We start from the raw sequence: 12,247 nt of genomic DNA on the forward strand, positions 1-12,247 counted from the left end.
TTCGACCTGCGATCCGACCGATGAATGCCTTCGATGTACTGCGTGACTCCCTGTATTTCTTCAAACGCCATTTGGGCCGGATCGTCCAGTTGTGTCTGCCGCTGGTGATCTTTGAAGCGGTGCTGCAACAGGTGGTCGATCACGCTGACGTGTCGCAGGACTACTCGGCGATCAGCATCATCGTCGGCCTGCTGGTGTATCCGCTGTACACCGCCGCGCTGATTCTGTTTCTCGATGCGCGCAGCCGTGGCGAGTCGCCGCGTAATCGCGACTTGCTGGCGATGGCCGCCACGTTGTGGCCACGTTTCGCCTTGCTCACCGCCCTCAATACCTTGCTGATTCTGCTCGGCCTGTCGCTGTATTTCCTGCCGGGGCTGTGGCTGATGGTCACCCTGGCATTTGGCGAATACCTGCTGGTGCTGCGCGGCTTCAGCCCGTTGCAGGCGATGAAGGAAAGCCTGCGCTTGAGCCGTGGGCATTTTCTGCGGATTCTGGTGTGCATCCTGTGCGTGATGGCGCCGCTGTGGCTGCTCAAGGGATTGACGCTGGAGGTGTATCCGGACCCGCAGAATCCGTTGATCGCGATCCTCATCGACAGCGCCCACAGCTTCCTGCAACTGTTCACCAGCGTGGTGCTGTTTCGCCTGTTCATGCTGATCAGTGAATCGCCCGACAAACAAAACGGAACCGTCTGACTGCGCAGGCGCTTGGGCGCACGGCCTGCACTCGGGTATGCTCGGGGCCACTTTCGTATCGCTATAAGCCGAGCCATGACCCGTCTACTGCGTTACACCCTGCTGCTGGTATTGCTCGCCCTCGCCGTGATCGGCGTGTTGATCTACAGCCTGACCTGGCGCCCCGACGCCCGCGAGACTCTGCCGATCAGTTGCTCCGGCCAGCCGCCGACGCTGATGCCAGGTCAAGCCATGAAAGTCATGACGTGGAACGTGCAGTACCTGGCCGGCAAACGTTATGTGTTCTGGAATGATCTGGCTCAGGGCGACGATGAAGCGCCGACCCGCGAAGACATGGCCTTCAGCCTCGACGAAGTGGCGCGGGTGATCCGCGACGAGCAGCCCGATGTGGTGCTGTTGCAGGAACTCGATGACGGGGCCAAGGCCAGCGACTATCAGAATCAGTTGAAACTGTTGCAGGAACGGGTCGCCGATCTGTACCCGTGCAGCGTCAGCGCTTTCGACTGGAAGGCTGATTTCGTGCCTGACCGGCACATCTTCGGCAGTGTCGGCCGGCAACTGGCGACCCTCAGTCGCTATCGCATCGAACACGCCGAACGCCTGCAATTACCGGTCGAACCATCCAACTTCATCAGCCGCCAGTTCCAGCCAAAAAACGCCTTGCTCGCGACCACCCTGCCACTCAGCGACGGCAGCCAGTTGACGGTTTTCAACACTCATCTGGATCGCGCCAGCCAATCTGATGACACCCTGCAAGCGCAAGTGACGGCGGTGGCCAAAGTCCTCGATAAATACGAAAGCCGTGGCACACCGTGGGTGATCGGCGGCGACTTCAATCTATTGCCGCTCGGCCAGTATCGACGCCTGCCGGCCGAACAACGCACGCCCTACTCCGCCGACAGCGCGCTGCATCTGCTGTGGGACAAGTATCCGATGATCCCGACCAACAACGAGGCCAGCGGCATCGACCGCGCACGCTGGCTGACGCACTACCCCAACGACCCCGGCCTGAATGGCCCGGATCGCACCGTCGACTATCTGTTCTACAGCGCCAAGATCAAACGCATTCAAGCGACGGTGCGCCAGGACGATACCTTGCGCATCTCCGATCACTTGCCGGTGATTGCACGGTTCCTGTTGCCCGCCGCCCCTTGATTACCCATCCCAAGGGGCTGTCGAGTGCAACGAGGCTGTGATCTTTTGATCCTCAGGTGCCACGCGGTTTAGCCCGTGCAGTGGCCTCAGCCACCAGCGGATCATCCGGCCAATAGTGCTTCGGATAACGCCCCTTCAAATCCTTCTTCACTTCGGCATAAGTGCTGCGCCAGAAGTTGGCCAGATCCTGCGTCACCTGCACCGGCCGCCGCGCCGGTGACAGTAGATGCAACTTCACCACCTGCCGCCCGCCGGCAATTCGCGGCGTCTCGGCCAGGCCAAACAACTCCTGCAAACGCACCGCGAGAATCGGTGGGTGCTCACTGTAATCCAGGCGAATCGATGAACCCGACGGTACGCTCAGATGATGCGGTGCCAGTTCATCGAGCTGTTGCGGCAACGGCCATGGCAGCAGGTTGCGCACGATGCTCGACAGGTCCAGGTTGGCGAAATGACTCAGTCGCGAGACCTTGCCCAGATACGGCATAAGCCAGTGTTCGAGGGTTTTCAGCAGCGTCGCGTCGCTGACATCCGGCCATTGGCTCTCGCCCTTTGCGCTCAGATCCAGTTGACGCAACAGCGCCACTCGCGCCTGCCACTGGCGCAGTTCCGGGGTCCACGGCAGCAGCTCCAGACCTTTGCGCCGCACCAGATTGACCAGTGCCTGACTGCGCGCATTCTCGTCGAGACCGGTCAGCGGTTCGCGTCTGAGGATCAGTTCGCCGACCTTGCGCTGACGCTCGGCGCGCAATACGCCTTCGCGTTCGTCCCAGTCCAGTTGATCGACGCTGTGCACCTGCTCGGCGAGCACTGAGTCGAACAGCGCCGGATCAAAATCCGCCGCCAGATAAATCCGTTCCTCGCGCTGGCCCTGACGGCTGCCGAGGTCGGCGATGACGATCCATGCTTGTTTCATCAAACTGTCGGCCTCGGCGAACAGCGCCGCGCGACCGTTGGCCAGACGGTATTCAGCACCTCCGGCGCGCCGCTGCTGCGCGACGCGATCCGGGTAGGCCAGCGCCAGCAGCGCGCCGAGCCAACGCGGATGATCGGGATCGCTGACCGGCTCAGTGGCTTTGCCGCGCAGATAACCGCGATATTGCCGCGCCAGTTGCCGCGCACGCTGCACGCCGCCCTGCGCGCCACGGGCCGCACGTTCTTCGCCGGACAACAGCACCAAACGGCTATGCAGGTCCGCGCCGGCGCCACGCAAAATGTCGCGTTCGCCAAGCAGTGCGGCGACGTCGCAGGCCATTGTCGCCAGCCCCAATGCCTGACCGCGCAGCAGCAAATGCGCGATGCGCGGATGCGCCGGCAATTCGGCCATCGCCTGACCGTGACGATTGAGGGTTTCGCCATCCAGCGCACCGAGGCGCTGCAACAGATCCTGCGCCTGTGCATAGGCTGCGGCTGGGGGCACATCGAGCCAGACCAGATCCTGCGGCGTCACGCCCCAGCGACCGAGTTGCAACGCCAACCCGGCCAGGTCCGCCGAGAGAATTTCCGCGCTGCCGTAGGCCGCCAGTTGTTCGTGTTGATCCTGCGACCACAGGCGATAACACACGCCCGGTTCCAAGCGACCGGCGCGACCGGCGCGCTGGGTGGCGCTGGCCCTGGAGATGCGCTGAGTGTCGAGGCGGGTCATGCCGCTGCCCGGATCGAAACGCGGCACCCGCGCCAGTCCGGCATCGATCACCACGCGCACGCCATTGATGGTCAGGCTGGTCTCGGCGATATTGGTCGCCAGCACCACTTTGCGCTGGCCGGGCGGCGCCGGGTCGATGGCGGCGCGTTGTGCGTTCAGATCCAGTTCACCGTGCAGCGGGCAGAGCAAGACATTGCTTTTCTCGCCGATGGCATCCACCAACTGTTGATGAACGCGACGGATCTCCGCTTGCCCCGGCAAGAACACCAGCAGGCTGCCGGTTTCATCGTTCAGCGCTTCGAGCACAGTTTGTGTCACGCGCTGATCGATGTATTCGCCGGGCTGAAACGGCCGGCCCCAGCGCATCGTCACCGGGTACATGCGCCCTTCGCTGCGCAGGATCGGCGCGTCGTCGAGCAATCCGGACAAGCGCTCGCCTTCAAGCGTGGCCGACATCAGCAAAATCTTCAGCGGTTGTTCATCGCGAAACAGCTCGCGACCGTTCAGACTCAGCGCCAGCGCGAGGTCGGCGTCGAGGCTGCGTTCGTGGAACTCGTCGAAGATCAGCAGACCCACGCCGTCCAGCGCCGGATCGTCCTGCAAACGCCGGGTGAGGATGCCTTCGGTGACCACTTCGATGCGCGTGTTGGGGCCGACCTTGCTGTCGAGGCGAATGCGATAACCGACGGTTTCGCCGACCTTCTCCCCAAGCTCGCTGGCCAATCGTTCGGCAGCAGCGCGGGCGGCGAGTCGCCGTGGTTCGAGCATGAGGATGGTCTGCCCGTTCAGCCATGCTTCATTGAGCAGGGCCAACGGCACGCGGGTGGTTTTACCGGCGCCGGGCGGCGCTTCAAGCACGGCTTCGTTGCGTGTCGCCAAGGCTTCACGCAGGGCGGGTAAAACTTCGTCGATGGGTAAAGAAATCATGCTGGCTCCAGAACAGAGGGCCGAGTATAACGGCGAACTGCCGGGCGTTCGTCAGGGTCTTAACTTCACCCGACTACGCTTCGTTAATAGATGACTCAGGAGATTTCCCATGCGCTTACCTTTTCGCCTGATTGGCGGTGTACTGGTTGCCACCCTGCTCACGCAAATCACCGCGTGCGGCTCGATTTTCTATCCCGACCGGCGCGGCCAGATCGATGGCAAGATTGACCCGGCGATTGCCGTGCTCGATGCCGTCGGCCTGTTGTTCTACATCGTTCCTGGCCTGATTGCGTTTGCCGTGGACTTCGCCACTGGCGCGATCTATTTCGAACCGGGCCACACCGCCCAAGTCGATCCGGCCAAGCTCAAGCAAGCCATCGGCCCGGACGGTCAGGTCGATAACCTCAAGTTGCAGGCTATTCTCGAAAGCGAGTTGGGCCGTAACTTGCCACTGGATGATCCGCGCCTGATCCAGCACAAGGGCAGCACTCAGCAACTGGCGATGTTCGGCCTGCAACCTGCCGCATAAGGAATCGATGCACCCATGACATCCAGCCCCGAACACGCCCGCCTGCTGCGGCTGGCGACCCGCGCCTCGGTGGCGGTGGCTTGCACGCTGATCGTCGCCAAAGCCATCGCCTGGTGGTTGAGCGGCTCGGTGAGCATGCTCGCCGGCCTCACCGATTCGGCGCTGGATGGCGTGGCGTCGGTGCTCAATCTGCTCGCGGTGCATTACGCGCTGCGTCCGGCGGACGACGATCATCGTTATGGCCACGGCAAAGCGGAATCGCTGGCCGGCATGGCGCAGGCGCTATTCATTGGTGGCAGCGCCGTGCTGATTGCGTTTCAGGCCTACGAGCGACTGAACAACCCGCAGCCCCTCGGCGCGCCGTGGCTGAGCATTGGCGTGATCGTGTTTTCGCTGGGGCTGACCTTGGCGCTGTTGATGTTGCAGCATCGGGTGATAAGGGAAACCGGCTCCAACGCGGTGCGCGCGGACTCGCTGCATTACCGTTCGGACATGTTGCTCAACGGCAGCATTCTGATTGCGCTGGTGCTGGCCGGATTGGGTTTTGATCAACTGGATGCGTGGTTCGGTCTGGGCATCGCGGTGTACATTTTGTGGAGCGCAATCCAGATCGCCCGCGAAAGTTTTTCGGTGCTGATGGATGAGGAACTGCCGACGGACGTCAGCGAGCACATGCTGCAATTGGCCTGCGGTGTGCCCGGAGTACTCGGTGCGCACGATCTGCGCACGCGGATTTCCGGCAATCACTGGTTCGTGCAGTTGCACCTGGAATTGCCCGGGGAACTGACGTTGTCAGTCGCCCACGGCATCAGCGATCATGCGGCGGATGCGATTCACGCCGCTTACCCAAAGGCCGAAGTGCTGGTGCACGCCGACCCGCAGGAAGTGGTCAACGCCGCTCGGGCTCAGAAGTTGACCTGATATCCGCGACTGCTCAGGCAACTGCCCTGCGCCTGACGGTAAGCCTGAACCACTTCGGGCGCCGGCTGGTAGGTCGCAGTGCGCGGATCGAAACCGCTTTGCTGCACCGCGTACTGATAGCACTGATAACCGTCCTGCTGCACTTGCTGCGGCGACTGGCCGTTGGCCGGGTACGCTTCGACGTCGTAGCCATTACTGGTCGGCTGCGGTTGCTGCTGCACCGGCGGCTCGACCACCACATAATCCTGCGTGGTCTCTTGATAGGCGTAATACGAACCCGCGGCGAGGAACAGCAGCGAACCGCCGATCCACACTTCGCGCGCGTAATCCGGCAGGTACTGCGTACGAATCCCGCGCGGCGGCTGGACCACGATGTAACGCGGGCCTTGCGGGCGATACCAGTAGCCGCCGGAGTAGAAATAATCCTGGCCGCGATACGGCACGCGGTAGTCACGATCCGGGAACCGGTCGATCACATGCCCCGGCCGATATTGCGGGCCAGGCCCCCAGCCGTTGCCGTGTCCCTGTGGGCGACCGGGCCAGCGATTGTCGTTGGGACGGTTGCCGGTCTGCCATTGCTGGTTGTGGCCGTTTTGTGGGCGCTCGTCGCGGTAGTAACCCTGGCGTGGTTCCTGAGTCTGGCGCACGGCATCGGGGCGCGGCTGGATCGGCAGGCTGTTGGCCGGCAATTGCGGCGGCGGTGGCGGCTGGCGCACCGGGTTGGGGTTGTACGCCGGACGGTTCTGGTTTTGGTTTTGGTTCTGGTTCTGCCATTGGCCGTTATGCTGCGGCTGTCCGTTGCGCTCGAACTGGCGGCTGTTGTCGCCACGAATGATTTCGTTGTTCTGCGGGCTGCGGCTCTCGGGATCATCGGCAAGTGCTTGCGCACTGACACTCACACACAGCAAACCAACACCGGCCAGCTGCCAGATGCGCGACTTCATGAAATTCCTCACTGCGGCTCAGGCCTGTGATTAAGAATGGCGTGTAGCTAAGACCGGGCAAATACACACCGGGTTCTGCTACAGGTTATCAGTCACGCAACTTATTTATTGAGCGCTGGGGCAGTAAATCGCGCGCAAGAAAAAAGGGAGACCCGTCGGCCTCCCTTCTAGAGAATTGCGTCCTGGCTCGACGCTTATGACGTCGGCTCACCTCACGCCGTCTTGTGGACAGTGTGCAGCTCGGGGGCCGGCCCAGCCCCGGTGGGGGTGGCGGCCGCGGCAGGCCGGATTGGGCGGGCCGCGTGGACTGTGTTACCGAGCAGTGATTCTGGTGTTAAGAATAGGCCCGAGGCTGCGACACAGGATTGCGAAGATTGCTCGAATAAACACCACTTGCGCAATTTTTAACCCTGGATAGATAATCCGCCGCAATAGTTACGACAAAGGACCGATTGATGAGCAAACTCGACCGTTACGACCTGAGCATTCTGGCGGAATTGCAGCGCGACGCCCGCATCTCCAACCAGGAACTGGCCGAGCGCATCGGTCTGTCGCCCTCGCCGTGCTCGCGCCGGGTCAAGCAACTCGAAGACGACGGCTACATCTCGCGTCAGGTCGCGCTGCTGGATCGCAAGATGCTTGGTCTGAGCCTGACGGCTTATGTACTGATCGGCATGGATCGGCACACGCCGGAGCGTTTCGAGAATTTCGAAGCGGCGATTCGCACGTTGCCGCAGGTGCTGGAGTGCAGTCTGGTGACGGGCGTGGATGCCGACTATCAACTGAAGGTAGTGGTGCCAGACATGGATCACTATCAGAAATTGCTGCTGGGGCATTTGACGCGGATTGACGGGGTGACGAGTGTGCGCTCGAGTTTTGTGCTGAATCAGGTTTTGAACAGCACTGAATTGCCGCTGACTCATCTGCGTAGCTAATTGCTTTTGTGGCGAGGGGATTTATCCCCGATGGGTTGCGAAGCAGCCCCAAAAATCCCCGCATCAACATGGATTTTTGCCAGTGCTGCGCACTGGAACGGGGATAAATCCCCTCGCCACGGGACTGCGGCAGGTCAATGCTCGACGATTCACCCATGGCGTATAATCCCGCCCGCCCTTTCAGCCCCAACTGCGCCGGAGAACCCCGATGGATCCTGCACTACTTGAAGAGTGGATGATGACCGGCCTGGTCAGCATCCTGATCATTTTCATGGGTTTCATCGTCTGGGATCTGGCGAAGAAGTCCAAGGCAGGGCGCTTTGGCTCGTTCATTCTGTTTTTCGTGCTGGGCCTGGGCGTGGCCGCGTTCATCATCAAAAGCGTGGTGATCGGCCTGATCGAATCCGGCGCCTTATAAGCGTGCCGGCGCTTCTTTCCACTGGCCCTGATCGAGCCCTTCGATGCTCCAGTCGCCAATCCTGACCCGCACCAGACGCAACGTCGGCAAACCCACTGCCGCGGTCATCCGCCGAACCTGACGATTACGCCCCTCGCGAATCACCAATTCCAGCCAACTGGTCGGCACGCTTTTGCGAAAGCGCACCGGCGGGTTGCGTGGCCACAGCTCAGGTTCGTCGAGTTGTCGCGCCTCGGCCGGCAAGGTCATGCCGTCATTCAGCTCGACGCCATCGCGCAGACGCTGCAACTGTTCGGCAGTCGGCTCGCCTTCGACTTGCACCCAATAGGTTTTCGCCAGTTTGTGTTTCGGATCGGCGATCCGCGCCTGCAACTGGCCATCGTTGGTCAACAGCAGCAAACCTTCGCTGTCGCGATCCAGCCGCCCCGCCGGATAAATTCCCGGCACGTCGATGTAATCCTTGAGCGTCGCCCGCCCTTCGCCGTCGCTGAATTGCGTAAGCACATCGAACGGTTTGTTGAACAGGATCAGCTTCGGCTCGGCCGGCGGTGCTTTGGCGACGCGCCGTGGGGCGGAGGGAGCTGGCTTCGCGCCGGGGTGGCGGGAAGGTGGACGTGGGGGACGCGACATAAGAAAGAAGACATTTAGCGATCAGGGCTGACAATGCTAGTGCCCCGACCGCCAAATGACCACGACAAACCGTTAGCGGAACGGCGGTTCGTCGAAGCTGCGCAGTTTGCGCGAGTGCAGCGAGTTGAGTTCGGTGCGCAGCAGATCGACCGCTTCGATTCCGATCTTCAAGTGCTGGCTGACCGCGCGCTCATAAAACGCGTTGGCCGAACCCGGCAGTTTGATTTCACTGTGCAGCGGTTTGTCCGATACGCAAAGCAATGTGCCGTACGGCACGCGCAGGCGATAACCCTGCGCGGCAATCGTGCCGCTTTCCATGTCCACTGCCACGGCGCGGGACAGGTTGATCAGCGGACGCTCTTGGGCCCAGCGCAATTCCCAGTTGCGGTCGTCGTAGGTCAACACGGTGCCGGTGCGCAGGCGTTTTTTCAGGTCGTCGCCCTTCTCGCCGGTGATGTTGGCGGCCGCTTGTTGCAGCGCCATTTGCACTTCGGCGAGTGCCGGGATCGGAATGTTCGGCGGCACCACGCGGTCGAGAATCCCGTCGCGGCGCATGTAGGCGTGGGCCAGCACGTAGTCGCCAATGGTCTGCGACTGACGCAAACCGCCGCAGTGACCGATCATCAGCCAGCAATGCGGACGCAGCACGGCCAAATGGTCGGTGATGTTCTTGGCGTTGGATGGGCCGACGCCGATGTTGACCAGCGTCACCCCGTGGCCATCGCTGGCGATCAGGTGATAGGCCGGCATCTGGTAACGGTGCCAGACCACGCCGGCAGCAATCGCCGAGGCTTCTCCATGATCCATGCCCTTCTCGATGATCACGTTGCCGGGCAAAACCATGCGCACGAAACGCGGGTCGCTGCGCAGTTGCTCCAAGCCGTGGACGATGAACTGGTCAACGTAGCGGTGATAGTTGGTCAGCAGAATCCAAGGTTGCACATGACGCCAATCGCTGCCGGTGTAGTGCACCAGTCGGCGCAGCGAGAAGTCCACCCGCGCTGCGTCGAACAGCGCCAGCGGCAATGGATCGGTGTTTTCCCAATCGTAGAGACCGTCGGCAATGCCATCGGTGGCGGCGGACAGGTCGGTGCTCGGGAACACCCGCGCCAGCACGGCTGCGGTGACGCCGGAGCCAGCCAGTTCATCGCCCTGCTCGACCACGTACGGATAGGGAATATTCTGCTGACTGACGCCGACCTCCACGGTGACGGTGAAGTCGTGCATCAACGGCACCAGCTGTTCCAGCAGGTATTTGCGGAAGGCTTTCGGATGGGTGACGGTGACGCTGTAGGTGCCCGGCAATTGCACTTTGGCGTAAGCGCGGGTGGTCTGCGGGACTTCGCCATGGCAATGATAGGTCAGTCGCAGTTCGGGATAACGGAACAGGGCGCGCTGCGCGGCGTCCGGCTCGACACGATCCTTGAGGTAACGCTTGAGCGCCGAGTTCAGCGCCGTTGTGGCCTGCTCATGCAGTTCGGCCAGACGATCCACGGCTTGTTCGGCGGTTGCAACGACAATAAACGCTTCGGTCACGATCAGCTTCCTGTGTTCTGACTTGCAGAGCTTCATCTTGCCTGCATCGTGGCGCGACGGGAACAGTGGCGTTGTGGCTGTACCCTAATCTTTCAGACAAAGCGAATCCTTGTGGGAGCTGCGGTGCGACGACTCGACTTGCCAGCGATGAGGCCTGCGCATTCAACATCAATGCTGACTGACAGACCGCCATCGCTGGCAAGCCAGCTCCCACAGGGTTTTGTGGTGTTTGGGCGATTTGGGTCAGAAAGATTGCGGGGTTGAGCGGGCGACGATGGCTTCGACATCCAGCCCACGTGGCAACGCACCATAAACCCGGCCACCACCACTCAGGCGACTGGCGATGAACGCATCGCTGACCGCTGAATTCCCAGCCTCCAGCAACAGCTTCGCTTGTAGTCCAAGCGCGATGTCCTCGGTCAACTGCCGCGCCCGATACTGAATGTCACTGGTATCTTTGAACGACGCCTGCAACTGCTGAATATGCACCGCCAGGCGTTTATCGCCATGCCCGTCGCCCAATTCGCTGAACAACACATCAAGCACGCCCGGCTCCTTCGACAGGGCTCGCAGCACATCCAGACATTGCACGTTGCCCGAGCCTTCCCACGTCGAATTCACCGGCGCTTCGCGGTACAGGCGCGGCAGGATGCTGTCTTCGACATAGCCAGCGCCGCCCATGCATTCCGCCGCTTCGTTGATCATTGCCGGCGCGCGTTTGCAGATCCAGTATTTGCCCACCGCCGTCACCAGCCGGGCGAATTGCGCTTCGTGGCGATCGTCCAGATGATCCAGCGCCTTGCCCATGCGCAGACTCAAGGCCAGCGCGGCTTCGCTTTCCAGCGCCAGATCGGCCAGTACGTTTTGCATCAAGGGTTGTTCGCTGAGCAGTTTGCCGCCAACGGTGCGATGCGCACAGTGGTGGCTGGCCTGGGTCAGCGCCTGACGCATCAAAGCGCTGGAGCCGACCATGCAATCGAACCGGGTCATCGCGACCATTTCGATAATGGTTGGGACGCCGCGCCCTTCCTCGCCAACCATCCACGCCAGCGCGCCACGGAACTCGACTTCGCTGGAGGCATTGGACTGATTGCCGAGTTTGTTTTTCAGACGCTGAATGTAGAACTGATTGCGCGTGTCGTCCGGGCGATGGCGTGGCAGCAGGAAACAGGTCAAGCCCTTGTCGGTTTGCGCCAGGGTCAGGAATGCATCGCACATCGGTGCCGAACAGAACCACTTGTGCCCGACCAGCTCATAAGCCTGACCCGGCCCGCTGGCGCCGACCGGATAAGCCTTGGTGGTATTGGCGCGCACGTCGGTGCCGCCCTGTTTTTCGGTCATGGCCATACCGATGGTCACACCAGCCTTGTGCGCCATGCCGACATTGCGCGGGTCGTATTCGGTGGCGAGGATTTTTGGCAGCCACTGCTCGGCCAGATTCGGCTGCAAGCGCAGCGCCGGGACGCTGGCAAAAGTCATGGTCAGCGGACAACCGCTGCCAGCCTCGGCCTGACTATGCAGATAACTCATGGATGCACGCGCGACATGCGCGCCGTCCTGTGGATGCGCCCACGGTAGCGAAGTCAGGCCATGTTCAATCGCAGTGCGCATCAGTTGGTGATAAGCGGGATGAAATTCCACCAGATCGATGCGATGACCGTAGCGGTCGTGGCTGGCGAATACCGGTTTGTTTTGATTGGCGAGGAACCCGGCTTCCATCAACGGCCCGCCGGCCAGTGCGCCGTAGGCATCGATGCGCGACTCGGCCCACCCGGCCCCGAAGCGCCGCGACCACTCTTGCAACGGCAGGTCGATGCGGTACAGGTTGCTGCCGTCCAGCGACGGCGGCTGGTTGGTGACGTCGTGGGTTTCGGCGAACTGATGCAGGTTCATGACGGGGCTCCTTTGGTCA

Annotated in this window: 11 protein-coding genes; 6 read left to right on the forward strand and 5 right to left on the reverse strand. The window is 61.6% G+C overall.

What is annotated here, in order from left to right; all coding sequences use genetic code 11:
* The first annotated feature begins 20 nt into the window (after positions 1 to 20).
* Both ACP7BN_RS13195 and ACP7BN_RS13200 read left to right on the forward strand, forming a co-directional pair.
* Positions 21 to 695: a YciC family protein gene (locus ACP7BN_RS13195; protein WP_420648505.1), complete on the forward strand. Its 675-nt coding sequence runs from the start codon at positions 21 to 23 to the stop codon at positions 693 to 695.
* A gap of 75 nt (positions 696 to 770) precedes the next feature.
* Positions 771 to 1,850 carry an endonuclease/exonuclease/phosphatase family protein gene (locus ACP7BN_RS13200; RefSeq protein ID WP_426204634.1) on the forward strand — a complete coding sequence of 360 codons (1,080 nt, stop codon included), beginning with the start codon at positions 771 to 773 and terminating at the stop codon, positions 1,848 to 1,850.
* Positions 1,851 to 1,902: 52 nt separating this feature from the next.
* Here the strand turns inward: ACP7BN_RS13200 and hrpB are convergent, their stop codons facing one another.
* A complete protein-coding gene (gene hrpB, locus ACP7BN_RS13205; protein WP_426204636.1) occupies positions 1,903 to 4,422 on the reverse strand; it encodes an ATP-dependent helicase HrpB in 2,520 nt (839 codons plus the stop codon).
* A 109-nt stretch (positions 4,423 to 4,531) separates the two neighbouring features.
* Here hrpB and ACP7BN_RS13210 point away from each other — a divergent pair, with 109 nt between their 5' ends.
* A complete protein-coding gene (locus ACP7BN_RS13210) occupies positions 4,532 to 4,951 on the forward strand; it encodes a polyribonucleotide nucleotidyltransferase (RefSeq protein ID WP_187680958.1) in 420 nt (139 codons plus the stop codon).
* 15 nt (positions 4,952 to 4,966) lie between these two features.
* A complete protein-coding gene (locus ACP7BN_RS13215; RefSeq protein WP_426204639.1) occupies positions 4,967 to 5,872 on the forward strand; it encodes a cation diffusion facilitator family transporter in 906 nt (301 codons plus the stop codon).
* Here ACP7BN_RS13215 and ACP7BN_RS13220 read toward each other — a convergent pair.
* Positions 5,857 to 6,816 carry a DUF6515 family protein gene (locus tag ACP7BN_RS13220; protein ID WP_426204641.1) on the reverse strand — a complete coding sequence of 320 codons (960 nt, stop codon included), beginning with the start codon at positions 6,814 to 6,816 and terminating at the stop codon, positions 5,857 to 5,859. The genes ACP7BN_RS13215 and ACP7BN_RS13220 overlap by 16 nt on opposite strands.
* A 455-nt stretch (positions 6,817 to 7,271) precedes the next feature.
* Here ACP7BN_RS13220 and ACP7BN_RS13225 point away from each other — a divergent pair, with 455 nt between their 5' ends.
* Positions 7,272 to 7,751, forward strand: coding sequence for an Lrp/AsnC family transcriptional regulator (locus tag ACP7BN_RS13225; RefSeq protein ID WP_042561225.1), 480 nt, complete (start codon positions 7,272 to 7,274; stop codon positions 7,749 to 7,751).
* A 208-nt stretch (positions 7,752 to 7,959) separates the two neighbouring features.
* On the forward strand, positions 7,960 to 8,169 hold the full coding sequence (locus tag ACP7BN_RS13230) for a DUF2788 domain-containing protein (RefSeq protein WP_007909655.1): 210 nt from the start codon (positions 7,960 to 7,962) through the stop codon (positions 8,167 to 8,169).
* On the opposite strand, the gene ACP7BN_RS13235 is transcribed toward ACP7BN_RS13230, so the two are convergent.
* From ACP7BN_RS13235 to ACP7BN_RS13245, 3 genes are all read right to left on the reverse strand, one after another.
* On the reverse strand, positions 8,164 to 8,799 hold the full coding sequence (locus tag ACP7BN_RS13235) for a pseudouridine synthase (RefSeq protein WP_426204644.1): 636 nt from the start codon (positions 8,797 to 8,799) through the stop codon (positions 8,164 to 8,166). The two genes, ACP7BN_RS13230 and ACP7BN_RS13235, sit on opposite strands and share 6 nt — an antisense overlap.
* 72 nt (positions 8,800 to 8,871) lie before the next feature.
* Entirely contained in the window at positions 8,872 to 10,371 is a 1,500-nt protein-coding gene (amn, locus tag ACP7BN_RS13240) for an AMP nucleosidase (RefSeq protein ID WP_420648622.1), read from the reverse strand.
* A gap of 207 nt (positions 10,372 to 10,578) precedes the next feature.
* The gene (locus ACP7BN_RS13245) at positions 10,579 to 12,228 is read right to left on the reverse strand and encodes an acyl-CoA dehydrogenase family protein (RefSeq protein WP_426204646.1); all 1,650 of its coding nucleotides are present in this window, start codon (positions 12,226 to 12,228) and stop codon (positions 10,579 to 10,581) included.
* Positions 12,229 to 12,247 lie beyond the last annotated feature (19 nt).

The sequence above is a fragment of the Pseudomonas sp. TWP3-1 genome (assembly GCF_049896625.1).
Lineage (GTDB): Bacteria > Pseudomonadota > Gammaproteobacteria > Pseudomonadales > Pseudomonadaceae > Aquipseudomonas.

Excerpts from the sequence above, each read along its gene's own strand:
- ACP7BN_RS13215 (WP_426204639.1), top strand. The coding sequence starts at position 4,967 with ATGACATCCAGCCCCGAACACGCCCGCCTGCTGCGGCTGGCGACCCGC.
- hrpB (WP_426204636.1), bottom strand. The coding sequence starts at position 4,422 with ATGATTTCTTTACCCATCGACGAAGTTTTACCCGCCCTGCGTGAAGCC.
- ACP7BN_RS13200 (WP_426204634.1), top strand. The coding sequence starts at position 771 with ATGACCCGTCTACTGCGTTACACCCTGCTGCTGGTATTGCTCGCCCTC.
- ACP7BN_RS13230 (WP_007909655.1), top strand. The coding sequence starts at position 7,960 with ATGGATCCTGCACTACTTGAAGAGTGGATGATGACCGGCCTGGTCAGC.
- ACP7BN_RS13210 (WP_187680958.1), top strand. The coding sequence starts at position 4,532 with ATGCGCTTACCTTTTCGCCTGATTGGCGGTGTACTGGTTGCCACCCTG.
- ACP7BN_RS13220 (WP_426204641.1), bottom strand. The coding sequence starts at position 6,816 with ATGAAGTCGCGCATCTGGCAGCTGGCCGGTGTTGGTTTGCTGTGTGTG.
- ACP7BN_RS13225 (WP_042561225.1), top strand. The coding sequence starts at position 7,272 with ATGAGCAAACTCGACCGTTACGACCTGAGCATTCTGGCGGAATTGCAG.
- ACP7BN_RS13195 (WP_420648505.1), top strand. The coding sequence starts at position 21 with ATGAATGCCTTCGATGTACTGCGTGACTCCCTGTATTTCTTCAAACGC.
- amn (WP_420648622.1), bottom strand. The coding sequence starts at position 10,371 with ATGAAGCTCTGCAAGTCAGAACACAGGAAGCTGATCGTGACCGAAGCG.
- ACP7BN_RS13235 (WP_426204644.1), bottom strand. The coding sequence starts at position 8,799 with ATGTCGCGTCCCCCACGTCCACCTTCCCGCCACCCCGGCGCGAAGCCA.
- ACP7BN_RS13245 (WP_426204646.1), bottom strand. The coding sequence starts at position 12,228 with ATGAACCTGCATCAGTTCGCCGAAACCCACGACGTCACCAACCAGCCG.